The sequence below is a fragment of the Dactylosporangium sp. NPDC049742 genome, from assembly GCF_040674675.1.
GTDB lineage: Bacteria > Actinomycetota > Actinomycetes > Mycobacteriales > Micromonosporaceae > Dactylosporangium > Dactylosporangium maewongense.
Genome location: NZ_JBFANF010000060.1, coordinates 46,349 through 73,327 on the forward strand (window position 1 = coordinate 46,349; position 26,979 = coordinate 73,327).

Below are 26,979 nucleotides of genomic sequence, written 5' to 3' on the forward strand. Positions count from 1 at the left end.
CGGGCGGCTACCCATGTTCTGTGCCGGTGTCCGCCTCGGCGGCGAACCCGGCGAGCCGGCCCCGGTCCGGCAGCCCGGTCTTGGCCAGCAGGTTTCCCACGTGCTTCTCGACGGTGCGCGGCGAGAGGAACAGGCGTCGGCCGATCTCGGCGTTGCTCAGCTGCTCGCCGACGAGCGCGAGCACCTCGAACTCGCGCACCGTGATGCCGAGCTCGCGGGCGGTCGGCGGCAGGACCGCGCTGCCCTGCCGGTGCTGGGGGACCGGCGCGCCGGCCCGGCGCAGCAGGTCCCGGCAGGCGCGGGCGACGTGCGGGGCGGAGTCGTGGAAGTGCGCCTCGGCGGTGCGCAGCCACGCCACCGGCTCGCCCCAGCCGCGCTCGACCGCGTCGTCGGCGACCAGGCGCAGCCCGAGGAACCGCGCCATTGGGAAGCGCTCGGAGGACGCCAGGAACGTGGCCATGCTCGCCGCCGCCTCCGCCGGCGCACCGGCCCGGGCCGCCGCCAGGGCCTCGGCGAGGAGCAGGAACTGCCGGTTCCAGCCGGCCTCGGCCTGCGGCGAGGCGGCGAAGGCCGCGCACTCGGCCCGGCCGGCCGTGCCGTCGCGGACCGACAGCAGCAGGTGGGGGGCGTTGATGAAGGACACGTAGGAGGTCGGTTGGTGCGACTCCTGCGCCACCGACCGGGCCAGCTCGTCGCGGGCGAGGTCGTGCTCCTCGTACAGCAGATGCCCGAACGCGAGACCGACACCATGGACCGCGGCGGAGAAGTCGTCCTCCTCCCCGCCCAGGTCCCGGAAGCGGGCCATCAGCGTGTCGACCTCGCGCCGCTCCGCGCGGTGCGCGGCCGCCATGATCCGCACGCCGAGCGCGATCAGCCGGGAGTGCGTGAGCCGCAGCCGCGCCGCGGTCTCCTCGCAGCGCTGGGCCGCCACCTGCACCTGCGCGTACTCGCCGCGGCAGATCCGCGCCATGCACAGCTCGATCTCGATGTCGAGCGCGGTGACGACCGCGCCCGCGTCCCGGGCGACGGCGAGCGCCTCCACGAGCCGGTCGACGTCGCCGTCGCGGATGCCGTCGTGGGCGCCGATGTTGTACAGCAGCCCGATCCTGCGCGCGGCCAGGCCGTGCTCGTCGGCGAGGGCGAGCCCGCGCCGGTACAGCTCGTCCGCCTCGGTCATGTCGTGCAGCCGGGCGCACCGGCCCAGCGTTTCCAGCGCCCCCACCGCCACATCGGGCTGCCCTGTCGCGCCGGCCGCGTCCAGCGCCCGCTGGGCGAGCTCCCGTGCGCTGGCGCGCCGGTCCGCGGTCGGGTTGCCGAACGCCAGGCGCGCCTCCACCTCGTCGACGCGGGCGGCGACGGCCGGGTCCGGGTCCGGGCCGAGCAGGTCGCGCACCACGGCCACCTGTTCCAGGCCCGGCAGCCAGTCCCCGGCGGCGGCGGCCACCCGGGCCAGCCGCAGATGGATCTCGGCATGGCCGCTGAACCGGGCGGCCACGGCGTGGGCGTCCTCGATGCGCCCCGCGTCGGCGTACCCGTCGACCAGCGCCACGACGATCTCCGGCCGCGGCCCGGACCCGCCGGTGCCGGCCAGGCTCAGGGCCCGCTCCAGCAGGGCGATGCCGGTGCTCAGGGCACCTTCGGCGGTGGCCTGGCGGCCGGCGGTGGCGAACCGCGTCGCCGCCTTGTGCGGCTCGCCGGCCGCCGACCACAGCTCGGCGGCGAGCAGCGGCCAGCCGTCGGGGGCGGCGGCCTCGACTGCGGCGGCCGCGCGGCCGGACAGCAGCGCGCGCTCGACCGGCAGCAGCTGGGCGCGCAGCACCTCGGCGGTGAGCATGTGGCGGAAGTGGTACTGCGCGGGGTCGTCCTCGTCAGGGACCAGCAGTTGCGCTCCGACCGCCTCGCGCAGGCAGGCCACCAGCGCGAGCCCCGCGACGTCGGCGATCGCGCCCGCGGTCTCGGCGCGGAACTGCCGGCCCAGCAGCGCGGCCGCGTGCAGCATTGCGCGCGCTGGTCCGCTGAGCCGCTCGACGCGGCCGGCGAGCGTGGTGGCGAGCGTGGCCGGCAGGGTCGCGTCGACCGGGCCGGACAGCGTCCAGCCGTCGTCGTCGTGCACCAGCACGCCGTCGCCGACCATGCCGGCCAGCAGCTCCTCGACGTGCAGCGGCACGCCGTCGGCGATCGTCGCGAGCCGGGCGAGCACCGCCGCCGGCACCTCGTCGTCCGGCGCGTCCAGGCAGGCACCGGCCAGCCGGCGGACCGCCTCCTCGTCGAGCCGCCCGAGCGCGACCAGGTCCGCCGACCGCCGCTGGCGCGCGGCCCGGAACAGCTCGACCGCGCTGCCCGGCGCGGGCCGGGTGGTTCCGAGGATCAGCAGGTGCTCCGCCGCGACGTTGTCGACGAGGTAGTCCACGACGGCGAGGGTCTCCGGGTCGGCCTCGTGCAGGTCCTCCAGCAGCAACAGGCAGCCGCGCGGCCGGCCGATCGTCACGGCCAGGCGCAGCACCGCCTCGGCCAGGACGACGAGCGAGCCGTCGGCGCCGTCGGGCCGGTCGGTGCGCCACTCGGGCACGAGCCGGGACAGCGCGGCGTGGTACGGCACCAGCATCGGATCCTCCGGCGGCCCGTCGCGGCGCAGCACCGGCAGCACCGCCTCGCGCAGCGGCCGGAACTGCATCGCCGGCGAGACCGCCCGTCCCTTGAGCACCCGCAGGCCGGCGGCCTCCGCGCACCGCGCGGCCTCGGTGGCCAGCCGCGTCTTGCCGATGCCCGCGTCGCCGACCAGGAACACCGCGCCGCCGCCCCCGCGCACCGTGGCGTCGACGGCCGCCCGCAGCACCCCCAGCTCCGCGGACCGTCCGACGAGCGCGGGCCCGCCGAGGCGCACCGTGCCCTTCCCGCCGCCGCGCGGCCGCTCCTCGACCCGGTCCCGCGCCGTGGCGAGCAGCCGCTGCTCGGCCGGGCCGGCGCCGAGCGCCTGGATCAGCGCGTCGAACCGGTTCGTCGGCGGCAGCGTCTCGCCGGTGAGGTACGCCCCGATGACCGAGCTGGACCAGCCGGTGGCGGCGGCCAGCTCCCGGTAGGTCAGTTCGCGCTCACCCTGCCGCCGCGCCTCCCGGCGGCGCAGCTCGCGCAGCAGGCGCGCCAGCCCCGCGAGGGTGTCCACGGCGGCGATCCGGGCCGGATCGAGATCTCCGGTCGTCTCCGTTGTCGTTTCGGCCACGCCTCCCCTTCCATGTATATGCGTCAATGCGTGCACGGCTTCGCCATTGGCGTCGCATTGCCCCCGCGCTATCTTTGACCAGCCGGTACCGGGGCCGGTTGCCGAAATCCGGACGCATATCCGACTGTGTGGCATGCCCTGCACGGGAATTGACAGTCGTCGACCACGCGGCATTACCACAATGCGCTGACGGCGCCGGTGAAGCGGGACACCGCCCCGGTCGGCACCGTGGCATGATGGCTGGCGATGACGATCGAGCGTGCCGACCCGCTGCCGCGGATCGACAACCTCACCTGGGCGGACGTCGACCCCTCCCGGCACCCGTTCGACCCGGACACCGTGCTCGACGTCGTGCGCGCGGTGGCTCCGGCGGGCGGCGTGCCGGCGCCGTACCGGTGGGACTCCGACCGCGGCTTCGACCGCGCCGCGGACGAGGCGCGCTGGGACTGGCAGCAGGCGATGACCGCCGCTCTCGTCGAGCGCTACGGGTCCTGGGCCTGCGGCTGGACCGCCGAGATGGGCGGCCGCACCGCGGACGGTGCGCTGATCCTGCGGTGGAGCGGCGCCCGGGACTCGATCACGACGCCGGAGGAGACGCTCGCGGCCGTCGCCGGGGCGCTGCTGGACTGGCGGGTGTTCCTCGAGGACCTGGCCGGGATCTTCGCGCGGCACCTGCCGCTGCCCGCCGAGCCCCGCGCGGCGTTCGTCGCCTGGGAGGCCACGGCCGCCGGCCTGGTCGCGACGGTGGCGGCGCGGTCCGGCAGGGACGAGCACTGGTTTCCCATGTGTACCTTGGCCCTGAAGTGGTTCCTCGCCGTCGCCGAGGTGCCGGGCGACGGGCACGACGCGCTCGTCGACGCCGCGATCGGCGGACGGTTCTGGAGCTACGTCTCCCCGCTGGGTGCGGAGGTGGGCGACGTGGCGGAGTCCCTCGCGGCGGCGCTCACCGGTGTCACGCCGCCACCGGACGACGCGTGGCCCGACATCTGGCCGCAGGACTGGCCGAGCCTGCGCAGCACCGAGCTGCCCGCTGCCGCGCGGGCGCCACGGCGGGCCGCACCACCGGAGGTGCCCGACAGCCTCGCGGCCTGGCGGCAGATCCGGCAGGCGGCCCGGTGGGAGCACGCCGCCGGGCACGTCTCCGGGCCGGCGCGCACGGCACGCGACGGCATCGCCGAGCACCTCGCGAAGCGGAAGTACGGCGCCGGCCGCGCCCTCGTCGCGCTGCAGCTGGTGCGCGCGGACGCGGCCGAGGGCGGCCCGCTCACGTTCGCGCGCCTCGAGACCTGGCAACGGCAGGTGCTCGCCGTGCCCACGGCGCCGTTCCGCACGACGTCCGCCTGGGCGAGGGCCGGCCGGGAGCGGTACGCGTACAGCGACGAGCTGCCGGCGGCGTTCGACGTGTGCCTCGCCGAGGCCACCGACCCGGCCGTGCCGCTGCCGTCACGGGCCGCGCGGGTGTACCTCGACGTCCTGTTCTTCCACCCGTTCGCCGACGGCAACGGGCGGTCGGCGGCGCTCGCGCTGTACTTCGTGCTCGCCCGCGAAGGCGTGGTGCTGGACCGGGCCGCGCCGCTGCTGATGACCCGCTGGCCGGCGTCCGACCCGCGCGGCGCCGAAGGTCTGGCCGGGTTCGTCGCCGCGCTCGTCGAGCGGACCCGCCGCTGACGGCGGTGTCGCCGTGCGTTCAGCGGGCCGGCGGGCGCCACCGCTGGGAGGGCCGGCCGTCGCACGGGTTGACGACCAGCCGGGTGCCGTTGGCGGTGGCGCCGTTCTGGGTGTCCAGGCAGAGGTTCGACCTGAGGTTGACGATCGAGCCGTCGCCGCGTGCCCACCACTTCTGGTTGGTCCACGGCGAGCCGACGCAGTCCCACACCTGCACGGCGGTGCCGGGCGCGGTGGCGGTGCCGGGGGTCTCCAGGCACCGCCCGGACCCGGCCGAGGTCTGGAGCTCGCCGTCGCCGCGGACCGTCCACTGCTGCCATGGCAGGCCGTTGCAGTCCCACAGCCAGACCCGCGTGCCGTTGCCGGTCTGTCCGGCCGGGACGTCGAGGCACTTGCCGAGCGCCTCGACCGCGCCGTTGGACTGCAGGGTCCATTGCTGTGCGCCGTTGCCGTTGCACGTGTACAGCTGCACCGCGGTGCCGTTGGCCCGGTTGGCGCCGGCGACGTCGACGCACAGGCCGCCAGGGCCGGTCACCGGGCCGCCGGTGAGCGCGGCCGCGTTGAGCGTGATCGGCGCACCGACGGCGACCGCGTCGATGTCCGCGCCGCCGCCGGTGGCGTTGGCGAACGACAGCTGGTTGCCGGCGCCTTCGCGCAGCATGACGGTGACCGGCACGGTGTTGGTCACGTCCCAGCCGCCGGTGGGCGGGAACGCCACGACGGTCGCGTCGGTGCCGTTCACGGTCATGGTGAGCATGCGGGTGACCGCGGCGCCGTTGGTGTAGCGGATCTGCGCCTGGGCGTGCCCGGTCCGCGGCGCGGACACGCCGGTGACCGTCAGCGTGCCGTTGTGCCCGTCGCTGTTGCCCAGGTAGCCGACCCGTGACCGCGATCGCCGCCCGGTGGGGCTTCACCGGCAGCCGCTTCAGCCAGCACTACCACGCCGCCTACGGCGAACTGCCCAGCCAGACCCTGCGCGGATGACGCGGCGCCGCCCGGCTCATTCCGGATGGTTCGCGGTGCCGGGGCCGGTCAGGAACGGGCTGGTGACCCCGGTGTAGCCGAGGTGGAGGATCATGCCGTTCGCGGCGTGCTCGAGGTCGTGGCAGTGGTCCATCCACAGGCCGGGGTTGTCGGCGCGGAACGCCACCCGGAACGTCTCGCCCGGGGCGATGTCCAGGGTGTCCACCCACCACGGGCTGCCGGTGGTGGCCCGGCCGTCGCGGGACAGCACCAGCATGTGGTGGCCGTGCAGATGCATCGGATGGTGCTGGCCGCTGCGGTTGACGTAGGCCACCTCGACCAGGTCACCGTCGGTGACCATGAGCATCGGCACGTCCGGGAACGAGGCGTCGTTCAGGGTGTACCGCACCGCCGGGCGGCCGTCGTAGAAGCCGATCCGCTCGTCGATGCGCAGGACGAACCGCCGGTCGAAGTGGCTGCCCGCCGCGAACGGGGTCGCGGTCGGGGTGCCGTAGCGGGCCGGGTCCAGCAGCGCCGGCTCCGCCGCCGCACGGCCCGGGCCAGCGTCGCCGCGCGGGCTGTAGACGATGCCCGGCCCGTCCGCGCGCAGCGTCACCGGGGCATCCGGCATCGTGAACTCCACGTCGTAGCGGGCGCCGCCGCCGACGAGGATCCGGACCCCGGGCAGCACACCCGGCTCGTGCACGTCGGTGCCGTCGATCGCCACGACGCGCACCGGTGCGCCGGTCACTGTGAACGTGGCGGGCTTGCCGTCGGAGTTGACCAGCCGCAGCCGCACCGGCCGGCCGGCCGGCACCGACCGCCGTTGCGCGCCGGCGGCCAGGCCGAGCGTCGCCACCCCGTCCTCGTCGCCCCAGGTGTGCCGCAGCACCGTCTCGTCGACGGCGTCCTGTTGCGCCGGCGCGTCCCGGGGCAGCACGACCAGGGCGCCGAACAGGCCGCGCCGGACCTGCACGGAAGCCATCTCATGGGAGTGGTACCAGTACGTGCTGGCCCGCGATGCCCGGAAGCGGTAGACGAAGGTGGCCCCGGGCGCCACCGCGTCCTGCGTCACCCCGGCCACCCCGTCCATGGCGTTCGGCACGTCGACGCCGTGCCAGTGCACGGTCACCCCGACCCCGGGCAGCCGGTTGACCAGCGTCACCTCCACCAGGTCGCCCTGCCGCACCACCAGCTGCGGCCCCGGCGCGACGCCGTTGAACGTCCACGCCGCCACCTGTGCGCCGGAGTCCAGCCGTACCGTGGCCGCCTGCGCCGTCAGCGTGAACCGGCGGACCGCCGCATCGCCACCATCGGCGCCGGTCAGCTCGGTCACGCTGATCCCGCCGGAGTGCTGGTGCCCCGCCACGGCGCCGCCGCCGTCGTCCATGGCGCCGCCGCTCATGCTGCTGCGCGCCGGCAGCGCGCTGGCCATGGACAGGCCCAACGTCGCCGCGGTCACCGCCACGACACCGACGGCCGCCCGCACCGCTGCCCGCCACCGCCCGGCCCCCGCCGGCACCGGACGGCGCGGCAGCCTCCGGTACGCATAGGTCATCGCCGAAGCCGCGACGATCGCCACGCCCGTGACCGCCGCGGCGCCCACCCCGGCCAGCTGCGCCATCGCCGCCACCGACACGATGCCCGCGGCGCCGGCCACCGCGCCCGCTCGACCCGGCCGCCCGGTCGGGCGCAGCCACACGAGGTGCGCCGTCGCCGCCGCCAGCAGCGCCGGTGCCACCCACACCAGCCGCAGCCCGGCGAACTCCCACCCCCAGCGCAGCAGCACCAGCCCTGCCGCGAGCCGCAGCACGGCCGCGCCGAGCAGCATCGCGAACGCCACCGCCGACGTCCGAGAGGGCCTCCCCGTCGCGGCCCACCACGCCACCACCGCGACCGGCAACTGCACCAACGCGATCACCATGTCGGCGTAGTGCACCCACAGGAACATCGGACCCCCTCCACCCGGCACGAATTTGCCCAGCCCATGCCGCGTCCCGCGGACCATACCCCGCGACCCTGAGGAGCGGCCTTCCGGCGTGGGCGGCCTGCCGCGTGGCGCACGGCGGCGTCACGCGGCAGGTCAGACCTCGCGGGAACGGCCTGTGGGCCGGGGAAGCGGTGGACCTACTGTCCGGCCTGGAGCTCGGCGATCTGGTCCCGGGCGGCGGCGACGAGGTCGGCGTTCGTGTTCGCCTGCCCCGACAGCCCCCAGCCACCATCGGTGGCCTCGGTCAGCAGGACCCAGGTGCGATCCCGGAGGCCGGCGTCGCCGGACGCCTTGACGACGAGGTCCGTGAGCTGGGCGACGACGGCGACCTGCTTGTCGCGGTCCAGGCCGCCGGCATTGGTGAGCACCTGGACCCGCACGTGGTCGGTGTCGCCGTCGACGTTCGAGAACGCCGTGGCCGGCAGCTCGTGCACGAACCCGGCGGTGTTCTTGCGGAACATCGGGATGTTCGGGACCTGCTCGACCGCCATCACGATGGCTGCGGCGTCCTGGACCGCTGATTGACATGACAACGGCGGGGGCTGGATGGGCTGGGATGTCTGAGGAGGAGCGGGGCGAGCGCCGGCCGGCCGGGGCTCCCGAGCGAATGATCGAAAGCGCGATCCTGCTGCTGGCCCAGCACGGGTTCGAGGCGGCGTCATTCGGCGCGGTGCTGAAGGCGTCACAGGCGCCGCGCGGATCGATCTACCATCACTTTCCCGGGGGCAAGCAGCAGCTGATCGCGGCGGCGATCGACGTGGCGGAGGCGCGCGCCGTCGCGCTGGCGCGCGGCATGCATGGCCGTACCGCGGTGGAGATCATCGATGGGTTCGCCGGCGCGTGGCGGGCCGTCCTCGAGCTGTCCGACTTCGGTGCCGGCTGCTCCGCGGTGGCGGTGACGGTGAGCTCGGACGATCCCGAGCTGGTCGAACGCGCCGGGGCGGTGTTCCGGTCGTGGCGGCAGGCGCTCGCCGAGGTGCTGCTGGCGTCGGGCCTGAACGCTCAGCAGGCCGCCGACCTGAGCATGATGATGCTCGCCGCGTGTGAAGGCGCGGTCGTGCTGTGCCGGGCGGAGCGGTCATTGGTGCCGTTGGAGGCGGTCACGGGTCAACTCAAGCTGCTGGCGGCAACCATGGCGGGGTGAAGAGGACCGCGCCGGCGGCAGGTGAACGCCGCCGCCGGCGCGGGCTGTGCGGTCTGCTCAGGGTGCGTTGACGGTGAAGGTCGCTCCGGCCGCTCCGGTGAAGGTGACGACTCCGCCGCTCTCGCTGGAGCTGACGGCACCGCCACCGACGCGGGTGACGGTGATCGACTGGCCGGGCCACGGGTTCTGGAATCGCACCTGGCCGTCCACCTGCGTGGTGAAGTCGACGTACTGGACCCGGCCGCCCTGGAGGCGGCTGGACACCAGCACGGCGTTCTTCTCGCGGAGATTGACGAAGCCGGCGTCCTTGCCGGCGGGCCACACGGGGAAGAGGCGGATGATGCCGTTGCTGCTCTGCAGCAGCAGGTTGTTGACCGCTTCGACGGCGCCGGCCTTCTCGAGCCCGTGGGACTGGTCGTAGATCCGCAGGTTCGCGACCGTCCACTGGTTGATCTGGTTCTTGAGTTGGTCGATCAGCGCCTGGCCCGGGTAGCCGACCCGCGCCGCCTGGGTGAACACCTTGGGGAAGCTGTTCTCCTGACCCCAGGAGTTCATGGCGTTGATGGTGTTGATGGCCATCTGCCGGTCCGCGGCCGACGAGTTGACCCCGAGGACCTCGCCCGGGTGGATGAACTCCAGATTGACCGTGTTGTCCCCCGGATGGAAGGGGCGCGTGTCGCTGCCGGAGAAGGTGCCGGCGTCCCCGAGCGCGTAGACCGTCTGGCCGTTGTAGACGGTCGTGGGGATGGGCGCGAGCCTGCTCAGGATGTTCTGCCAGGTGGCCCGCGGCCCGGAGTCGACGTTCAGCGTCGTGCTCGCGTTGATGACCGCGTTGAGCAGGGTGTAGTCGTAGTAGGCGATGTACTGCGTGGCCGCGAACAGCGAGTTCACCACCTGCTGGTGGTAGGAGTCGTCCGCGGCGATCCCGAACGGTGGAATGCCGACGGGGAACAACAGTCCGCTCGGCATGCCGCCGCTGGGGAAGCGGGCGGCCACGTAGTCGGCCTTGACCCGGCTGAGGTCCTGCTGGGCCCTGCGGCGTGCTTCGGGGACGAAGCTCTGGATGGCGTCGACGTACGGCAGCGCCAGCTCGGGCCGGTTGCTGGAGTAGACGCCGTAGAAGCTGGCCTGGAAGTTGTAGTTGAGGTGCATGTCGCCGTTGAACCGGAGACTGTCGCTCGTGGCCCAGATGCCGTACAGCCCGGGAGCGGTCTTGCCGGCCCGGATGGACGATCCGAGCAGGTACTGGTGTCCGTAGTAGAACTTCTCCAGCACGTCGTCGTTCAGGTCGACGTACGACTGCAGCCAGTACGCCTTCCACCAGTCGGTGTGCTGCGTGTACAGACCATCCACAGTGGAGCCAGACGCGGGCACTCCCATCGTCGCCTTCGACCGGCCGGCCGGCGGCATCATGGTCGACGCGGTCGTCTCCGACAACGCCGCCGGCATCGGCACGGCCTTCCGGCACCTGCGCGGTCACGGCCACCGCCGTATCGCCTACATCGGTGACGAGGAGCGCATCTTCACCGGCCACGAGCGGGCCGCCGCGTTCCGGGCGTGCATGGCCGCCAGCGGTGAACCGGTCACCGGCCTCGTCCACCCCGGCGTCGCGGAGCCCGCCCGGATCGCGGCCGCCCTCGACGCGGCCCTGCACGGCCCGGCCCGGGCCACCGCGCTCATCACCGGCAACGCGTCCACCACCCTCGAGGTCCTGCGCCACCTCGGCCCCGCCGCCGCGCACCTGGCGATCGTCGGCTTCGACGACTTCGCGCTCGCCGACCTGCTCCAGCCCGCGATCACCGTCATCGCCCAGGACAGCGACACCATCGGCCGCACCGCCATCGATCTGCTGCACCAGCGCATGACCGACCACACCCGGCCGGTGCAGACGGTCACGATCGGCGTCGAGCTCATCGTCCGCGGGTCCGGCGAACTTCCGCCGGCGTCCTCCTGAAGCCACGGCGCGCCCCGCCTCCACGGGTGCGGCGCCAGAATCACCCGGTTTACCGCCCTGCTGAGGGGCGCCCCGACGTGCATTCCCGTGGCCGGTGGGGTAGCTGAATTCGTAAGGACGACGCAGATGAGCTTTTGGAGGTGCGTCATGTCCGAGGTATCGAGCTACCGGACGATCTCGGAACATCCGGACGTCGCCGAGATGCGTGAGCGCTATGAGCGAATCACCGCCAGCGGCCAGGCGATCGTCGTCGACGGCCTCGTGCTGCTGGCGGGCGCGTGGCTGGCGATCTCCCCGTGGATCGTGCACTTCAACATGTCCGCGCCCAGCGTGACGATCAACAACCTGATCCTGGGGGTCATGGTGAGTGTGATCGCGCTCGGCCTGACCTGGGCGCCGGCGCGGATGTACCGGCTGAGCTGGGCGATGGCGGCGATCGGTGTCTGGGTCATCATCGCGCCGTTCGTGACCAGGCAGTGGAGCGCCGGCATCATCTGGACCAACGCGGTGACCGGCGGGCTGACGCTGCTGCTCGGCCTCGCCGCGGTGGGGATCCTGTTCACGACGGGCCGGACCGGGACCGGGACCCGGACGGGCGGCAATCCGACGGGGTCGGAGCGCCCGCGGTGAGCACCGGATGAGCGCGGAACCCGGGCCGCCAATCACCCAGCGGTGGCGACGGCCCGGTCCGTGCCGCGAGTAGCGTGAGGCGTGGTGACAGTCGGTGGCGCTCGTTGCGGTTCGGGCGCCACCTCCACATCCCCGGGCCTGACTGACGCGATCCCGGGCCCGCGCGACGCGATCCCGCGGCCCGCGTGACGCAACCCCGGCCCGCGTGACGCGCATGGCGTCCTGCTTCGACGACGCGAGGAGGAACGACGGGTATGACAGCGGCACCGGATGCCCGGCACCGCGCCGTCGGATAGCTCGCGGCGATGATCTACGTCCTGGCGGTGTGCGCCGCGGCGCTGAGCGGCGTCGGCAACGCCATCCAGCAGCGCGCGGCGGTGCGCGCACCGGCCGGCAGCGCACTGCACTGGCGGCTGCTGGCGTACCTGCTCCGGCAGCGGCTCTGGCTGGCCGGTCTCGGGATCGCCGTGGCCGGCAACATCATGACCGGGGCGTCGCTGGGCCTCGGCACCGTCACGCTGGTGGAGCCGCTGACGGTCACGTCGCTGCTGTTCGCCCTGCCGGTCGCGGCGATCTGGAGCCGGTACCGGCTCGGCCCCCGCGAGTGGATCGGCGCGCTCGCCGTCGTCCTCGGCCTGGCCGCCTTCCTGGTGGCCGGCCAGCCGGAGCCGGGTCAACGGGCGGACGCCCCGCTGTGGCAGTGGGGGCTCGCCGCCGGGGCGATCGGATCGGTCACCTGGGGGCTGGTCCACGTGGCCCGGCGGATGCGGCCACAGCACGAGGCGTCGGTGCTCGGCGTCGGCGCCGGCATGCTGTTCGGGCTCCAGGCGGCGCTGACCAGCACCGCCGCACACCGGCTGTTCGACGCCGGGCTGCCTGCGGTGCTGACGTCCTGGACGCCGTACGCGATCGTGGCGGTCGCCGCCGTCGGCATCCTGCTGGCCCAGAGCGCGTACAAGCTGGCGCCGCTGTCGGTGTCCTATCCGGCGGTGACCGCCGCGGAGCCGCTCGCCGGGATCGCCATCGGTGTCAGTGTGCTCGGCGGCGCGTTGCAGGTCGGGCCGCTGCTGATCGTCGCGCAGGTCGTCGCGCTCGCGGTGATGGTCGCCGGCGTCTACGCGGTGGCCGCCTCGCGGCTGGTCGAGGCGCACCACCAGCACCGGTTCCACGCGCCCCATCTGCGGGTCGGGATCGGGCATCACCGCTGAGCGGGGTGCCTGCGGAGCGGTTCCGGGTCCGCCAGGCCGTCGAGGACCGCGGCGGCGATCCCTGCCGGGTCGAGTCCGTAGCGGCCGAGCAGCTCGTCGCGGCCGCCGTGCGGCACGAACCTGGTCGGCAGCCCGAGTGCGCGCACCGGCGTGGTCACACCGCGCCGGGACAGGTACTGCGCGAGCGCCGCGCCCACCCCGCCCGCACGGACGCCGTCCTCGACGGTGACCACCAGGCGGTGCGCGCGAGCCAGGTCGGCCAGCGCCGGGTTGACCGGGCGCACCCAGCGCGGGTCGACCACGGTGCACTCCTCACCCGTCGCAGCCACCAGGTCGGCCGCCGCCGTCGCGGCGGTGGCCAGCCCGCCGACCGGCACCAGGAGCGTGGCCGCCCGGCGGGGCGCGCGGAGCAGGTCCAGGCCCTCGACCCGCGTCACCGGCGCCACGTCGGCGGTCACCTCGGCCTTCGGGAACCGCACGACGGTCGGGCCGGGGTCCGACACCGCCTCGCGCAGCGCCCGGCGCAGCGTGGTCGCGTCGCGCGGCGCGGCGATCCGCAGGCCGGGGACGACGCCGAGCATGGCGAGGTCCCACATGCCGTGGTGGCTGGGGCCGTCCGGGCCGGTGATGCCGGCGCGGTCGAGGACGAACGTGACCGGCAGGCGGTGCAGCGCCACGTCGAGGAGCACCTGGTCGAACGCGCGGCCGAGGAACGTCGCGTAGATCGCCACGACCGGGTGCTTGCCGCCGAGCGCGAGCCCGGCGGCGGCGGTGACCGCGTGCTGCTCGGCGATCCCCACGTCGACCACCCGGTCCGGGAACACCCGGCCGAGCGCGGCCAGCCCGGTCGGGCCGGTCATGGCCGCCGACACCGCGACCAGGTCCGCGCGCTCGGTGAAGAGCTCCAGCAGCTCGTCGGAGAAGACGTCCGTCCAGGTGCGCGCGGGCGGCCTGGACGGGCGTCCGGTCGCCGGGTCGCTCACCGGCACGGTGTGCAGCTGGTCGGCCTCGTCGGTCTCGGCGGGCGGAAACCCCAGGCCCTTGCGGGTCACGCAGTGCACCACGACCGTCCGCCCGCAGGCCCGGGCCTGCGCGAGGGCCGCGTCGAGCGCGGCCGTCGACGGGACCGAGGTAGGCCAGGCCGAGCGCGCCGAACAGGTCACCACCGCCACCACCTTCGCCGCTCCGGAGCCGCTCGAGGTGTGCGGCGACGCCGCCGGCGGTGGGCGCGTAGGAGCGGCCGTTGTCGTTGAGCAGGATCACGACCCGGCCGGGCGACGCCGACAGGTTGTTGAGCGCCTCCCACGCCAGCCCACCGGTGAGCGCGCCGTCACCGACGACCGCGACGACCGCCCGGTCGGCGCCGTCGAGCGCGTACGCGCGGGACAGGCCTTCGGCGTAGGCCAGGGCGGTGGAGGCGTGCGAGTTCTCGACGACGTCGTGCGGCGACTCCGCCCGGTTGGGGTAGCCGGACGGCCCGCCGGCGCTGCGCAGGGCGTCGAACTGGTCCCGGCGCCCGGTGAGGATCTTGTGGGTGTAGGCCTGGTGGCCGGTGTCGAAGATGATCCGGTCGTGCGGTGACCGGAACGCCCGGTGGACCGCGATCGTCAGCTCCACCGCGCCGAGGTTCGGGCCCAGGTGACCGCCGGTGCGGCACACGGAGCGCACCAGGAAGGCGCGGATCTCCGCCGCCAGCCGGACGAGCTCCTCGTGGCCGAGCGCGCGGAGGTCCTCGGGGCCGGTGATCAGATCGAGCAGCGACCCGGGCCGGGAGTGATGCGGCGAGTCTCCGGAGTCGATCACAGGGCATCGTCCTTTCTGTGTGAGCGTCAGCTCTGCTCCGGTCCGCGCTCCGGCGCCGGGCCGGCGTGCCCGTTCGCGACCTGTTGCTGGTGGATGTCCGACCGGGTGGTGCTGGCCAGCCAGATGCCGGCGATCATGGCGAGCCCGGCGACCACCTGGATCGCGAGCCGCGGCCCGTCGGTGGCGATCTGCTCGTGGAACGCGGTGACCCCGATCGCGACGCCGACGGCGGGGTCGACGATGGTGATCGCCATGAGCGGCACGGCGATCCGCGAACTCTGGAAGGCGTTCTGGTTGAGGATCACCGCGGCGAGCCCGACGACGATGAGCGCGTAGGTCTGCCCGCGGGTGAGGACGGCGATCGGATCCACGGACAGCTGCTCGGTCAACGCCTTGAGCAACGACGCGGCGATGCCGTAGAGCAGGCCGCTGGCGACGCCGAGCAGCACGGCCCGCAGCCCGTTGTGGGCGAACAACGTGCCGGCCAGGCACACCCCGAGCATCGGCCCGGCCCACAGCGCGACCCCGAGCCAGTCCCGCACCGACGGCTCGGTGATGCCGGGGCGGGGATCGGCGGCGATGAGGAACGCGGCCAGGCTGGCGCCGCCGAGCGCCACCACGGCGTAGTCGCGGGTGTGGACGGGTCGCCGGTTGAGGGCCGCGGACAGCGGGATGGCCAGGAACAGGCCGGTGATCAGCAGCGGCTCGACGAGGATGAGCGGCCCGAAGGTGAGCGCCACGGCCTGCAGCACGGTGCCGATGCCCTCCGGCACCCAGGCCAGCAGCCACCTGGGCCGCTGCACCAGCCGCAGGAGCAGCCGGGGATCGAGCGGCGGCGCCCGCTCCTCCTTCTTGGCCTCGCTCTGCTCGAGCGCGGCACCGACGGCGAAGGCCGCCGCCGAACCCAGCGCCGCGACAACCGCGACAGCGCTCATGACGCCCGCCCGCGGGTGTCATGAGCGGGCATCGGCACCCGCGAGCGTCGGCCGTCCGCGTGCGGCGATGCCGGCGATGCCGATCGCCGGATCCGTGGCGAACAGCGCCATCCCGGCGTCGCGGGACCGCCGGCCCGGCTCGCCACAGGCGGCCTCGGCCAGCGCCCGCCCGAGCTCGTCCGGGCCGCGCACGAGCGTGGTCACCCCGGCCTCGGCCATGGTGGCCGCGCTCGCCTTGCCGTGGCCGGGCAGCGGCCGGTACGTGAGCACGGGCAGCCCGCTGGCCATGGCCTCCAGCGCGGTGAGCCCGCCGCCGTTCTCCACGAGCACGTCGGCGGCGCGCAGCAGCTCCGGCATGTCGTCCACCCAGCCGAGGACGTGCCCGGCGCCGGCCCGCGTCATCCGGCGCCGCAGCGCCGTGTTGTGCCCGCAGACCGTGACCGGGATCGCCGCGCCCGTGGCCGCGATCTCGGCGGCCGCCGGCGCGACCTCGCCGACCCCCCAGGCGCCGGCGACGAGCAGCGCGAGCCGGCCGTCCGGCGGCAGGCCGAACCGCTCCCGGGCCCGCTGCTTCGCCGCGGCGGACGCCGGGCGGCACCGCGGGGACACCACCCGGCCGGCCACCCGGACGTCGCCGGCTCCGTGGGCGAGCCCCTGGAGCCGGCCGGTCTCGTGCGCCACGAGGTGGGCGTCGACGCCGGGGGAGAACCAGATCGGATGCGCGGCGAAGTCGGTCAGGTAGGTGATCACCGGCACGGTGAGCCGCCCGTCGCGGCGCAGCGGGCCGAGCAGCTGGCTGGCGATCGGGAAGGTCGACACGACCGCGGTGGCGTCGGCGGGCAGCGCCCGCAGCATCCGGGAGCGCACCGGGCGCAGCAGGGCGCGGATGACCGGCCCGGCCCCCCGGAACCGGCAGGCGATCGCGAACAGGCCGTCGTAGATCCACGGCAGCCGCAACAGCAGGCCGTGGTACGTGCCGCGCAGCAGCCGCCCGAGCCGCCACGGGAACACGTCCGTGAGGTCCAGGCAGTCGACCTGGAAGCCGTGATCGCGCAGCCGGGCCGCCAGCTCGCGGGTGGTGCCGTCGTGCCCGGCGCCGACGCTGGCCGAGATCACCACGATGCGGCGGTGCGGGTCTGCGTGGGCCGGACCAGACTCGGTGGTTGACACGACAGGCGATCTACCGCGAAACCGTGCGGTTCTAACCGCCGGGCGTCGCCGGAAGCTCGCGGAAAGGGAGATCCGATGCGGATCGCGGGCCGGGTCGCGCTCGTCACCGGCGCCTCCTCGGGCCTCGGCTGGGCGGCGGCGCTCCGGCTCGCCGACGCGGGCGCGCGGCTCGTCCTGCACGGCCGCGACCGGCGGCGGTTGTCGGCGCTGGCCCGGCGCACCGGCGGGCTGCCGGTGCAGGGCGACCTCGCCGAGCCGCAGGAGGCGGACCGGCTGGCCGCGGAGGCGCAGCGGCTCGCCGGCGGGGTGGACATCCTCGTCAACAACGCCGGCGTGGGCTGGGCCGGGCCGTTCGGCGAGATGACGCCGCCGGACATCGACCGGCTGGTCACGGTCAACCTGGTCGCGCCGGTGCGGCTCACCCGGGCGTTGCTGCCGGCGATGTGCGCCCGCCGGGACGGGTGCGTGATGTTCGTGACGTCGATCGCCGGCCGGACGGGCGTGGCCGGCGAGGCGGTCTACGCGGCGACCAAGGCCGGCCTCGACACCTTCGCCGAGAGCCTGCGGCTGGAGACGCGAGGCTCGGGCGTCGGGGTCGGCGTGCTCGTGCCGGGTGTCGTCCAGACCGAGTTCTTCCGGCGCCGCGGCCGGCCGTACGAGCGCAGCAGCCCCCGGCCGCTGCCCGTGGACCGGGTCGCGGACCTGCTGGTCCGGGCGATCGCGACCGGCAGCGCCGAACGTTACGCGCCCGGCTGGTTGCGGCTGCCGGTCGCGGTCCGCGGGGCGGCCCCCGGCCTGTACCGGCGGCTGGCCGCCCGGTTCGGCTGACGCGGGCCTACCCGCTGCGCAACGCCCGCAGCGACTGCTTGAGCGACGACATCGTCGCCAGCACGGCCGTCGGCTCGTAGCCGCAGTGGGCCATGCAGTTGGCGCAGCGCGCGTCGCGGCCCCGGCCGTAACGCTCCCACTCGGTGGTCTCCACCAGCTCCCGGTAGGTGGCGGCGTATCCGTCGGCCATCAGATAGCAGGGCCGCTGCCAGCCGAACAGCGAATACGACGGCACCGCCCAGGCGGTACACGGGAAGTCGACCCGGCCCTCGAGGAAGTCGAGGAACAGCGGCGAGTGGCTGAGGCGCCACCGCTGCCGCCGGCCGTTGGCGAACGCCTTGCGGAACAGCTCGCGCGTCTGCTCCACGCCGAGGAAGTGCTCCTGGTCCGGGGCCTTCTCGTAGGCGTACGCCGGGGAGATCATCATCTCGTCGACCCGCAGCTCGTCGTTGAGATGGTCGAGCACGTCGACGACGGTCTGCGGGGTGTCGGTGTTGAAGAACGTCGTGTTGGTCGTGACCCGGAACCCGCGCCGCTGCGCCTCCCGTACGGCGGCGACGGCCTCGTCGAACACGCCGTCCTTGCACACCGAGGCGTCATGACGGTCCCGGAGGCCGTCGATGTGGACGGTGAACGCGAAGTACCGCGACGGCCGGAACTTGTCGATCTTCTTCGGCAGCAGGACCGCGTTGGTGCACAGGAACACGTACTTCTTGCGCTTGACGAGCTCGGCGGCGATGGTGTCGATCTGCGGGTGCATCAGCGGCTCGCCGCCGGCGATGGACACCATCGGCGCGCCGCACTCGTCGATCGCGGCGAGCGCCTGCTCGACGGACATACGCCGCTTGAGGACGTCGGCCGGGTGCTCGATCTTGCCGCAGCCGGCGCACTTGAGGTTGCAGGCGAACAGCGGCTCCAGCTCGACCAGCAGGGGAAACTTCTCGCGGCGCCGCAGCTTCTGCGCGACCAGGTACCGGCCGATCCGCAGCCGCTGCCGCAGTGGAATGCTCATCGCCGTACCTCCTTGGGCAACATGAACTCGACGTCCTCGCTGATCGCGGTGTGCTCGTGGGCGGCCTGCGCGCCGAGCCCGGACAGCGCGCCGACGACCTCGTCGACGAGGACGGGTGGTGCCGAGGCGCCGGCGGACACGCCGACGGTGTGGACCCCGGCGAGCCACCGCAGGTCGATGCCGCCCGCGCCGTCCACCAGGTGTGCGGGCGTCCCGGCGCGTTCGGCGACCTCGACCAGGCGGCGGGAGTTGGACGAGTTGCCGGAGCCGATGATGAGCATCGCCCCGCAGGCGGCCGCGACCTCGGACACCGCGCGCTGCCGGTTGGTCGTGGCGTAGCAGATGTCGTCGGACGGCGGGGCGGCCAGGTCCGGGAACCGGTCCCGCAGCACCGCGACGACGTCGGCGACGTCGTCGACGGCGAGGGTCGTCTGCACCAGGTACGACACCCGCCGCGGGTCGTCGACCCGCACCTGCTCGGCGTCCCGGACGTCCTGGACTAGGCGGATCCGGTCGGGTGCCTCGCCGAGCACGCCGTCGGTCTCCTCGTGCCCGGCGTGCCCGATGAGCAGGACGGTGTCGCCGTGGTCGGCGAACCGGCGGGCCTCGCTGTGCACCTTCGTGACGAGCGGGCAGGTGGCGTCGATGGCGTCCAGCCGCCGGTCGGCGGCGGCCGACCGGACCGCGGGCGAGATGCCGTGCGCGGAGAACACGGTCACCGCCCCCTCCGGGACGTCGTCGACGTCGTCGACGAAGACGGCGCCCCGCGCGGCGAGGTCGGCGACCACGTGCGTGTTGTGCACGATCTGCTTGCGGACGTACACCGGCGGCCCGTGCAGCTCGAGGGCGCGCTCCACGACGAGGATGGCGCGCTCGACCCCGGCGCAGAACGATCGGGGCGCGGCGAGCACGACCCGGCGGAGCGTGGTGGCGGCTGCCCACTCGTCCAGCCCGGCGGCCACGGTCGGCAGGGCCGCCAGCGCCGTGCGCAGCTGCCCCAGGGTGCCCGGCCGGACCAGCGCACCGGTGTCGGCGACGACCCGCACGCAGGCCGCGGGCCGGTCCGCCGGCCAGTCCGTGGGCCGGTCGGTGGGCCCGGCGAGCAGCCAGGTCGACTCCAGGTCCACCGCCAGCGCGCCGGTGGCGGCGAGCCGGTCCCGCGCCGTCCCCCCGGCCGGCCACTCCGTGCTGACCACCGGGCCGGTCCGGACGGTGAGCCCTTGCCGGCGCAGCGCGCCCGCGAGCAGACCGGCCGCGGGGAGCACGGTCGTCGCCGGCGGACCGGTGACCCACGGGGCGGTGCGGACCTCGGTGGCCACGACGACGTCGCCGGGCTTCAGCGCCGGGTCCAGCCCGCCGCCGACACCGGCCACGGCGAGCGCCCCGGCGCCGGTCATGGCGGCCGAGCGGGTGGCCCGCTCGGACCGGCGGCGCCCGACACCGGTGTGCAGGACGGTGCCGGCCGAGCCGGGCAGGGCGCGGCGTAGCTGCGCCGCCTCCATGCGCATCGGTGCGCAGAGCACCCAGTCACCGTCCGCCCGCTGCCGTGCCGGTGCGCTCATCGGTCCTCCTGCGGGGCGTCCCGCAGCACGCGGCCGAGGGCGCTGATCGGGAACACGAGCCGGTACAGGTGGTAGTTGATGTAGAAGTCGCCCGGGAAGCCGGTGCCGGTGTACTGCGGCTCGTCCCAGGTGCCGTCGGGGCGTTGGGTGCGCAGCAGCCACGCGACCGCCCGGCGCGCGGCGGGCTCACGGTGCTGACCGATGGCGTGCAGCGCCAGCAGGGCCCAGGCGGTCTGCGACGCGGTCGACGCCCCGCGCCCGCGCATGACCTCGGTGTCGTAGGAGCGCATGTCCTCGCCCCACCCGCCGTCACCGTTCTGGTGCAGCAGCAGCCAGTCCATGGCGCGCACGATCGCCGGGTGCTGCGGCCGGATGCCGGCGGCGACCAGGGCGGGGACGACGCAGCCGACGCCGTACACGTGGTTGGCGCCCCACCGGCCGAACCAGGAGCCGTCGGGCTCCTGGGCCCGCACCAGCCATCGCACGCCGCCGCGGGTGACGGCCGAGCCGGCCAGGCCCTGGGCGCACAGCGCCTCCACGATGTGGGCGGTGACGTCGGCGCTGGGCGGGTCGATGACCTCGCCGAAGTCGCAGAACGGCAGGTCGGCGACGAGCGCGCGGTCGTTGTCGGCGTCGAAGGCGCCCCACCCGCCGTCGCGTGACTGCATGCCGGCCAGCCAGCGGGTGGCCCGGTCCAGCACGGCGTGGTCCCGCAGCGGGGTGCGTCGCAGCGCCAGGATCACCTCGGCCGTGTCGTCGGTGTCGGGGTATCCGTCGTTGTCGAACTCGAACGCCCACCCGCTCGGCGGGACGCCCGCGCGGCGCACGGCCCAGTCGCCACGGGTGGTGATCTCCTCCCCGACCAGCCAGCTCCCGGCGCGGGCGAGCGCGGGGTGGTCGTCCGGGAGCCCCGCGTCGGCGAGCGCCGTGACCGCGAGCGCGGTGTCCCACACCGGTGACTGGCACGCCTCCAGCCGGCGGATGGTCCCGCCGGGCGTCTGCTCCCGGACGGTGAAGCGCTCCAGTCCCTCGATCCCGGCCCGCAGCACCGGATGCGTGAGCGGATACCCGAGCAGGTGCAGGGCGATGAGCGAGTACACCCACGGCGGCTGGATGCCGCCCCAGGAACCGTCCGCCTCCTGCCGGGCCACGATCCATTCGGCGGCGCGGCGCAGCGCGTGGCGGCGCACCGAGCGGGCGGCGACCCGCTCGTAGCCGCGCACGGCCAGGTCGAGGCGGTGCAGCCAGCCGGCCCGGCTGGACAGCGGCGGCGGTGGCGGCGGCCGCAGCCCGGTGCGCAGCTCGGGCAGCGAGAAGCCCAGCGACCGGACGGGCCGGGTGGCCCGCACGACCGCCAGCGGCACGATGGTCTGCCTGGCCCAGCACGCGAAGTCGTACACGTTGAAGGGCATCCACGCGGGCAGCAGGACGAGCTCCGGCGGGATGGCGGGCACCTGGTGCCAGGGCCACTCGCCGAACAGCGCCAGCCAGATGCGGGTGAACACGCGGCTGCGTTCGACGCCGCCGTGGGCCCGGACGAACGCGGACGCCGCCGCCATGTGCGGCGCGCCGGGCGGGTCGCCGGCCAGCCGCAGCGCCGCGTACGCCTCGATGGTGGTGGACAGGTCGCCCGGCCCGCCGTGGAACGTCGCCCAGGCGCCGTCGTCGAGCTGCCGGGAGCGGATCCAGCGGGCCGTCTGCGCGGTCAGCTGCTCGTCGCAGATGCCGAGGAACCGGCGCAGCAGCAGGTCCTCGGCCTCCATCGTCACGTTGGTCTCCAGCTCGCCCTTCCACCAGCCGGCCGCGTCCTGCAGGCCGAGCAGGTGCGCCGCCGCCCGGTCCAGCCCGGCCCGGGCCCGGTCGTGGAGCTCGTCGCCGGCGGGAACCTGCGTCAGCACCTGGGTCATCAGTGGTCCCGCCCCGTCACCAGGCGGGCGAGGTCCACCAGGTCGGCGTGCACGTCCGCGGGCAGGTCGAGCGCGGCGAGCTGGTCCAGCGCGCGGGCCAGGTGCCGGTCGGCCTCATCCTGGACCCAGTCCCGGGACCCGGAGTCCTCCAGGAGCCGGCCGGCGGTCGTGAGGTCGGCCTCCCGCAGCTCTTCCGCGGACGCGAACAGCGACCGGAAGTCGTCGCCGGCGGCGGTACCGGAGGTGAGCGCGTGCACGATCGGCACCGACTTCTTGCGCGCCCGCAGATCGGACCCCACCGGTTTGCCGGTGCGCGCGGGCTCGCCCCAGATGCCGAGCTGGTCGTCGACGAGCTGGAAGCTCATCCCGAGGTGCGTGCCGAAGCGGGACAGGCCCTGGGTGAGCGCCTCGGGCGCGCCGCACAGCAGCGCCCCCAGCGTGCAGGCGCACGACATCAGCGCCGCGGTCTTGTCGGCGGACATCGCGAGGGCCTCGTCGAGGCTGACGTCGTCGCGGCGCTCGAACTCCAGGTCGGCGGCCTGCCCGGCGATCAGCCGCTGCACGTCCGCGTCCAGCCGCCGGGCCGCCTGCGCGCCGCCCGGCCCGCCGTCGCCGGCGAGCGCGTCGTGCGCGAGGACCATCAGGGCGTCGCCGGCGAGGATCGCCGCGGCGGTGCCGAAGACCGCCCAGGCGGTGGGGCGGTGGCGGCGCATCGTGTCCTGGTCCATGACGTCGTCGTGCAGCAGCGAGAAGTTGTGGGCGAGCTCGACGGCGGCGGCCGCGGCCGCGCCCCGCTCGGGTGGGTGACCCGCGGCGCGGGCCGACAGCAGGGCCAGCGCCGGGCGGATGCCCTTGCCGCCGGCGGCGGTGGGTGCCCCGCCGGCGTCGCAGTAGCCCAGCTGGTAGGCGCCGACCCGCTGGTTGCGGGGATCGAGGCGACCGAGGAGGTCCCTGATCCGGGGCTCGACCAGGGCGGGTACCTGATCGAGGCAGGCAACGGATGCGATGGTCAACGGGTGCCCTCCAGATTTCGGTTCGAAGACATGAGGTGGGCGAGCACGACGTCGGCGGCGCGGTGACCGCTGCGGACCGCGCCCTCCATCGTGTCCGGCCACCCCGTGTCGGTCCACGCGCCGGCCAGGACGAGGCCGGGCAGGCGGGTCGCCGCGCCGGGGCGCAGCGCGCGGGTGCCGGGAGCCTGCCGGAACGTGGCGTGCGGCTCGCGGGTGACGAACGTTTCCAGCACCCGCGCCGACCGCGCCGCCGGGAAGAGTCCGGCGACGGCGGCGGTGTAGGTGGCGGCCAGCCGCCCGGCGGGCACCGTGATGGTGTCGTCCGCGGCGGAGATCGAGACCACGAGGTACTGACCGTCGGGCATCGACGGCGGCGTACGGTCGAACACCCACTGGACCGGGGACTCCACCGCCGCGGCGAAGGGCAGCCCGGTGACGACCGAGTCGTAGCGCAGGTGGACGTTCACGATCGGGGTGCTGCCCAGCCGCTGCCAGCCGGCCCGGTCGTCGCAGGCCGCGGCCGGCACCAGCCGCGCGGCCGCCGTATGCGGCACGGCCAGGACGACCGCGTCGGCGGCGAGCTCGTCCCGGCCCGCGCGACCGCCGGCGCCGCCGATCGCGACCCGGAACCCGGTGGTGTCCGGCTCGACCCGCTCCACCCGCCGCCCGGTGTCCACCCGCACACCGAGCCGGGCCAGCAGCCGCAGCGCGGGACGGCCGTGCAGGCTGGACAGCGGTGCGATCGGGCGCCCGATGTCACCGGCGTCGGCCCGCTCCAGCAGCCCGGTCCGGAACACCCGCGCGGCGAGGGCCAGCGACGCCTGCTCCGCGGGGGTGTTGAGCGCCGCGACGGTGATCAGGTCCCACAGCCGGCGTACCGCGCGGGAACCCTGGCCGTGGTCCGCGAGCCAGCCGCCGAAGCTGATCCGGTCGTTGCCTGGGTCGTCGGGATCCACGGCGCGCAACGCGTTGGCCGCCGCGATCGCGTGCCACCGCTCCCGGACGTTCAGGAGGGTGTACCCGGCCAGGGGCGGGAGCAGGTGGGCCGGGGCGGGCAGGCCGCGGGCGCGGGCCAGCACGTGCGGCGCCCGCCCGGGCGCCAGGACCGGGACGGAGAACCGCGGCTGCAGCCGCGTCAGGCCGGTGCTGCCGAGGCGGTCCAGGAGGTCCCGGTACCGCTCGTAGCAGCGCAGGAACACGTGCTGCCCGGTGTCCACGGCGAGACCGCCGTGGTCGAACGAGTACGTCGCCCCGCCGAGCTCGCCGCGCCGCTCCACCAGCGTCACCCGGTGCCCGGCGTCGGCGAGGCGGACGGCGGCGGTGATGCCGGCGAGCCCGCCGCCGACGACACACACCTCGCGGCCCGCGTCCGCCGCCGGCGGGCCCGGCGTCATGCCGTCCGCCTGACGAGCGCGCGGACGGCGACCGTGGCCTTCGCCCGGGACGGCAGCGACAGCCGGGTCCGGGTGACGGCCATCGGGTCGCTCACGATGCGGTCCAGCAGCCGGTGGTAGATGCCGGCCATGGCGGCGGTGCAGGCGGCGCTGCGCGCGTCCAGCATCGGCAGCAGCCGCAGGCCGGTCTCGTACCACCGTTCGGCCCGCTCGGCCTCGAAGCGCACGAGGGCGCTGAACCGGTCGGGCGGGTCGGCGAAGCCGTCACCGTCGGGCTCCAGGTTGCAGCCGAACCGGTCGAGGTCGTCCTTGGGCAGGTACACCCGGCCGTTGTGGCGGTCCTCCCGCAGGTCGCGCAGGATGTTGGTCAGCTGCAGCGCGATGCCCAGCGCGTCGGCCGGCCCGGCGGCCCGTCCGGGTGCGCCCGGGTCGAACACGCCCAGCGACAGGCGGCCGACGGAGCCGGCCACGCACCGGCAGTACCACACGAGGTCGTCGAAGGTGGCGTACGTCGTGCCGCGGACGTCGGCCGCGCAGCCGTCGATCAGCTCGTCGAAGGCGTCCAGCGGGACGGGCAGCCGCCGCGTGGCGTCGTGCAGGGCCAGCAGCACCGGGTCGTCTGCGTCCGCCTCCGGCAGGCGGTGCAGCGACTCGCGGACCCGGTCGAGCCGGGTCAGCTTCTCGTCCGCGGGCAGGTCGCCGTCGCCGATGTCGTCGATACGGCGGGCGGTGGCGTACACCGCGGACAGCGCGCGCCGCTTGTGCCTCGGCAGCAGGCGGATGCCGTAGGAGAAGTTGCGGGCCTCCCGGCCGGTGATCTCCTCACACCGGCGGTACGCCTCGTCGACCGTCGCGGCCGCGCTCACCCGATGCTCCTGGCCATCGCGGCCAGCCAGGACGCCGCGATGTCGCGCCGTCGCGGCCTTGGCGGTCCGGGCAGCGGGTCATATCCGCGGCGCTCCAGCGCCCGTAGCGTCGCGTACCCGCCGGCGAGATAGCCGCCGACCGCCACCCGGGCCCAGCCGTGCAGGGTCGCGAGCAGCGGTGCGCCGGCGTCCAGCCACGCCTTCGCGCGATCGGCCTCGAACCGGACGGCCGCCCGCAGCGCGCCGCTCGCCGTGGCCGCGGCCAGGTCGGTCTCGGGCACGCCGAACCGGTCGAGGTCCGCCGCGGGCAGGTAGACGCGGCCGCGCCGGTGGTCCTCCGCGATGTCCTGCAGGTGCTCGACGAGCTGCAGCGCGGTGCAGATGCGGCCCGACAGCTGTACCTGTGCCGGGCCCGCCTGGTCGAACACGTGCAGGACCAGCTCGCCGACGGGGTCGGCGGACAGCGAGCAGTACCGTACGAGCTCCTCGACGGTGGCGTAGCGGGTGATGACCTGATCGACGCGGTTCGCCTCGATCAGCCGCAGCAGCGGCCCGGCGGGCAGCCGGCACGCGTCCACCGTGGGGGCGAGCGCGCACAGCACCGGGTGCTGCACCGGCCGCCCGTCGTACAGCCGGCGGACCTCCGCCTCGAACACGTCGAGCATCGCCGTCCGGTCGGCCGCGGTCACCCCCACGACCGGCTCGTCACCCAGGTCGTCGACGAACCGGGCGTAGCGGTACAGCGCGAACAGGTGCCCGCGGGTGGCCCTGGGCAGGATCCGCAGCGCCACCGGGAAGTTCTCCGCCCGGGCCCGCGCCTCCAGCGGTACGGGTGCCGCCGGCGCTCTCGTCGCGCTGCTCATGTCAGGCGCCCGCCCCGGGCGCAGGAGGTGGCTCGTGACGCCGCGAAGAGATCCGTGCCGCACATGGCGGCGCGCTACCCGCAATCCCGCGCCCGTAACCGGCACCGCCGCCCGGCGCGACGGCTGCCGGCCCGTCACGGGACGTGCTGGCTCATCCGGGCGAGTCGCAGGCCCTGCCGCTCGCAGTCGCCGGCGACCGCCCCCAGCGCGCCGAGGGCCGACCGCCAGGCGCCCGGAGCCGCCGCGCAGTCGCTGTCGTGCAGCAGCAGGGTGGCGCCGCCGCGGATGCCGCCGGACCGGAGGTGGGTGAGCACGGTGCCGGGGGTGGCGCCGGCCTCCCAGTCGCGGCCCCAGGCGCTCCAGAGCACCGGACGCAGGCCGAGCCGGGCCGCCGCGAGCAGGCTCCCCGCGGAGAGGATGCCGTACGGCGGCCGGAACCAGGCGGGCCGGACCCCGCAGGTGCCGGCGATCAGGTCGGCGGTCCGGGCGAGCTCGTCGTGGACGCGGCCCGGCGTCATCCGGAGGTGATCGCGGTGGGTCCAGCCGTGGACCCCGATCTCGTGCCCGTCCTCCTGGATCCGGCGCAGCAGGCCGGGCGCCTTCGCCGCCATGGCACCGAGCACGAAGAAGGTCGCGGGGACGCGCAGCCGCGCCAGCGACCCCAGGAAGGCCGGCGTGGACGCGGGGTCGGGGCCGTCGTCCAGGGTGAGCGCGACGGTGCCCGGGCGGCCGGTGCCGCTCAGCGCCCGCAGGTGCCGGCGGACCAGGGGCAGCGCCGTCACCGCGGGACCGGCGTGCAGGGCCACGACGGCTGCGGACACGCCTGCCGCCAGAAGCCGTCTGTGCATGCGG

The 26,979-nt window shown here is 74.9% G+C and carries 21 protein-coding genes and 1 pseudogene; 6 read left to right on the forward strand and 16 right to left on the reverse strand.

Annotated features, from left to right (window positions below; genetic code table 11):
- Positions 1 to 7 precede the first annotated feature (7 nt).
- A complete protein-coding gene (locus tag AB0J72_RS45555) occupies positions 8 to 3,220 on the reverse strand; it encodes an AAA family ATPase (RefSeq protein WP_363411711.1) in 3,213 nt (1,070 codons plus the stop codon).
- A 246-nt stretch (positions 3,221 to 3,466) separates the two neighbouring features.
- Between AB0J72_RS45555 and AB0J72_RS45560 the strand changes: the two genes are divergently transcribed.
- On the forward strand, positions 3,467 to 4,888 hold the full coding sequence (locus tag AB0J72_RS45560; RefSeq protein ID WP_363411713.1) for a Fic family protein: 1,422 nt from the start codon (positions 3,467 to 3,469) through the stop codon (positions 4,886 to 4,888).
- A gap of 19 nt (positions 4,889 to 4,907) precedes the next feature.
- Here AB0J72_RS45560 and AB0J72_RS45565 read toward each other — a convergent pair whose 3' ends face one another.
- From AB0J72_RS45565 to AB0J72_RS45575, 3 genes are all read right to left on the reverse strand, one after another.
- Complete coding sequence (locus AB0J72_RS45565) at positions 4,908 to 5,711, reverse strand: ricin-type beta-trefoil lectin domain protein (protein ID WP_363411715.1); 804 nt, start codon at positions 5,709 to 5,711, stop codon at positions 4,908 to 4,910.
- Between the two features lie 174 nt (positions 5,712 to 5,885).
- Positions 5,886 to 7,799, reverse strand: coding sequence for a multicopper oxidase family protein (locus tag AB0J72_RS45570; RefSeq protein ID WP_363411717.1), 1,914 nt, complete (start codon positions 7,797 to 7,799; stop codon positions 5,886 to 5,888).
- A 176-nt stretch (positions 7,800 to 7,975) separates the two neighbouring features.
- Positions 7,976 to 8,332, reverse strand: coding sequence for a hypothetical protein (locus AB0J72_RS45575; protein ID WP_363411719.1), 357 nt, complete (start codon positions 8,330 to 8,332; stop codon positions 7,976 to 7,978).
- Between the two features lie 62 nt (positions 8,333 to 8,394).
- Between AB0J72_RS45575 and AB0J72_RS45580 the strand changes: the two genes are divergently transcribed.
- Positions 8,395 to 8,982: a TetR/AcrR family transcriptional regulator gene (locus AB0J72_RS45580; RefSeq protein WP_363411721.1), complete on the forward strand. Its 588-nt coding sequence runs from the start codon at positions 8,395 to 8,397 to the stop codon at positions 8,980 to 8,982.
- Positions 8,983 to 9,039: 57 nt separating this feature from the next.
- Here AB0J72_RS45580 and AB0J72_RS45585 read toward each other — a convergent pair whose 3' ends face one another.
- Positions 9,040 to 10,335, reverse strand: a complete 1,296-nt coding sequence (locus AB0J72_RS45585; RefSeq protein WP_363411723.1) for a hypothetical protein — start codon at positions 10,333 to 10,335, stop codon at positions 9,040 to 9,042.
- Position 10,336: 1 nt separating this feature from the next.
- Here AB0J72_RS45585 and AB0J72_RS45590 point away from each other — a divergent pair, with 1 nt between their 5' ends.
- From AB0J72_RS45590 to AB0J72_RS45600, 3 genes are all read left to right on the forward strand, one after another.
- On the forward strand, positions 10,337 to 10,936 hold the full coding sequence (locus tag AB0J72_RS45590) for a substrate-binding domain-containing protein (RefSeq protein WP_363411725.1): 600 nt from the start codon (positions 10,337 to 10,339) through the stop codon (positions 10,934 to 10,936).
- 147 nt (positions 10,937 to 11,083) lie between these two features.
- Positions 11,084 to 11,566, forward strand: a complete 483-nt coding sequence (locus tag AB0J72_RS45595) for an SPW repeat protein (RefSeq protein ID WP_363411727.1) — start codon at positions 11,084 to 11,086, stop codon at positions 11,564 to 11,566.
- A 305-nt stretch (positions 11,567 to 11,871) separates the two neighbouring features.
- A complete protein-coding gene (locus tag AB0J72_RS45600) occupies positions 11,872 to 12,774 on the forward strand; it encodes a DMT family transporter (RefSeq protein WP_363411729.1) in 903 nt (300 codons plus the stop codon).
- Here the strand turns inward: AB0J72_RS45600 and AB0J72_RS45605 are convergent.
- The 3 genes and pseudogenes from AB0J72_RS45605 to AB0J72_RS45615 form a co-directional block, all read right to left on the reverse strand.
- Positions 12,765 to 14,577 (reverse strand): annotated as a pseudogene (locus AB0J72_RS45605) (1-deoxy-D-xylulose-5-phosphate synthase). The gene AB0J72_RS45600 and the pseudogene AB0J72_RS45605 sit on opposite strands and share 10 nt — an antisense overlap.
- 26 nt (positions 14,578 to 14,603) lie before the next feature.
- Positions 14,604 to 15,512, reverse strand: a complete 909-nt coding sequence (locus AB0J72_RS45610; RefSeq protein ID WP_363411731.1) for a DMT family transporter — start codon at positions 15,510 to 15,512, stop codon at positions 14,604 to 14,606.
- A gap of 18 nt (positions 15,513 to 15,530) precedes the next feature.
- On the reverse strand, positions 15,531 to 16,682 hold the full coding sequence (locus AB0J72_RS45615) for a glycosyltransferase (protein ID WP_363411733.1): 1,152 nt from the start codon (positions 16,680 to 16,682) through the stop codon (positions 15,531 to 15,533).
- 75 nt (positions 16,683 to 16,757) lie between these two features.
- Here AB0J72_RS45615 and AB0J72_RS45620 point away from each other — a divergent pair, with 75 nt between their 5' ends.
- A complete protein-coding gene (locus AB0J72_RS45620; protein WP_363411735.1) occupies positions 16,758 to 17,510 on the forward strand; it encodes an SDR family oxidoreductase in 753 nt (250 codons plus the stop codon).
- Positions 17,511 to 17,517: 7 nt separating this feature from the next.
- Here AB0J72_RS45620 and hpnH read toward each other — a convergent pair whose 3' ends face one another.
- The 8 genes from hpnH to AB0J72_RS45660 form a co-directional block, all read right to left on the reverse strand.
- Complete coding sequence (gene hpnH, locus AB0J72_RS45625; protein ID WP_363411737.1) at positions 17,518 to 18,522, reverse strand: adenosyl-hopene transferase HpnH; 1,005 nt, start codon at positions 18,520 to 18,522, stop codon at positions 17,518 to 17,520.
- Positions 18,519 to 20,084: a 4-hydroxy-3-methylbut-2-enyl diphosphate reductase gene (ispH, locus tag AB0J72_RS45630; protein ID WP_363411739.1), complete on the reverse strand. Its 1,566-nt coding sequence runs from the start codon at positions 20,082 to 20,084 to the stop codon at positions 18,519 to 18,521. Before ispH ends, hpnH begins: the two co-directional genes overlap by 4 nt.
- Positions 20,081 to 21,991, reverse strand: a complete 1,911-nt coding sequence (gene shc / locus AB0J72_RS45635) for a squalene--hopene cyclase (RefSeq protein ID WP_363411741.1) — start codon at positions 21,989 to 21,991, stop codon at positions 20,081 to 20,083. The genes ispH and shc overlap by 4 nt, the downstream gene beginning before the upstream one ends.
- Positions 21,991 to 23,004, reverse strand: coding sequence for a polyprenyl synthetase family protein (locus AB0J72_RS45640; RefSeq protein WP_363411743.1), 1,014 nt, complete (start codon positions 23,002 to 23,004; stop codon positions 21,991 to 21,993). Before AB0J72_RS45640 ends, shc begins: the two co-directional genes overlap by 1 nt.
- Positions 23,001 to 24,398 (reverse strand): hydroxysqualene dehydroxylase HpnE, encoded by a 1,398-nt coding sequence (hpnE, locus tag AB0J72_RS45645; RefSeq protein WP_363411745.1) that lies wholly within the window; start codon positions 24,396 to 24,398, stop codon positions 23,001 to 23,003. Before hpnE ends, AB0J72_RS45640 begins: the two co-directional genes overlap by 4 nt.
- The gene (gene hpnD, locus AB0J72_RS45650; RefSeq protein ID WP_363411747.1) at positions 24,395 to 25,264 is read right to left on the reverse strand and encodes a presqualene diphosphate synthase HpnD; all 870 of its coding nucleotides are present in this window, start codon (positions 25,262 to 25,264) and stop codon (positions 24,395 to 24,397) included. Before hpnD ends, hpnE begins: the two co-directional genes overlap by 4 nt.
- The gene (gene hpnC, locus AB0J72_RS45655) at positions 25,261 to 26,127 is read right to left on the reverse strand and encodes a squalene synthase HpnC (RefSeq protein WP_363411749.1); all 867 of its coding nucleotides are present in this window, start codon (positions 26,125 to 26,127) and stop codon (positions 25,261 to 25,263) included. Before hpnC ends, hpnD begins: the two co-directional genes overlap by 4 nt.
- A gap of 134 nt (positions 26,128 to 26,261) precedes the next feature.
- On the reverse strand, positions 26,262 to 26,975 hold the full coding sequence (locus AB0J72_RS45660) for a polysaccharide deacetylase family protein (RefSeq protein ID WP_363411751.1): 714 nt from the start codon (positions 26,973 to 26,975) through the stop codon (positions 26,262 to 26,264).
- Between the last annotated feature and the right edge of the window lie 4 nt (positions 26,976 to 26,979).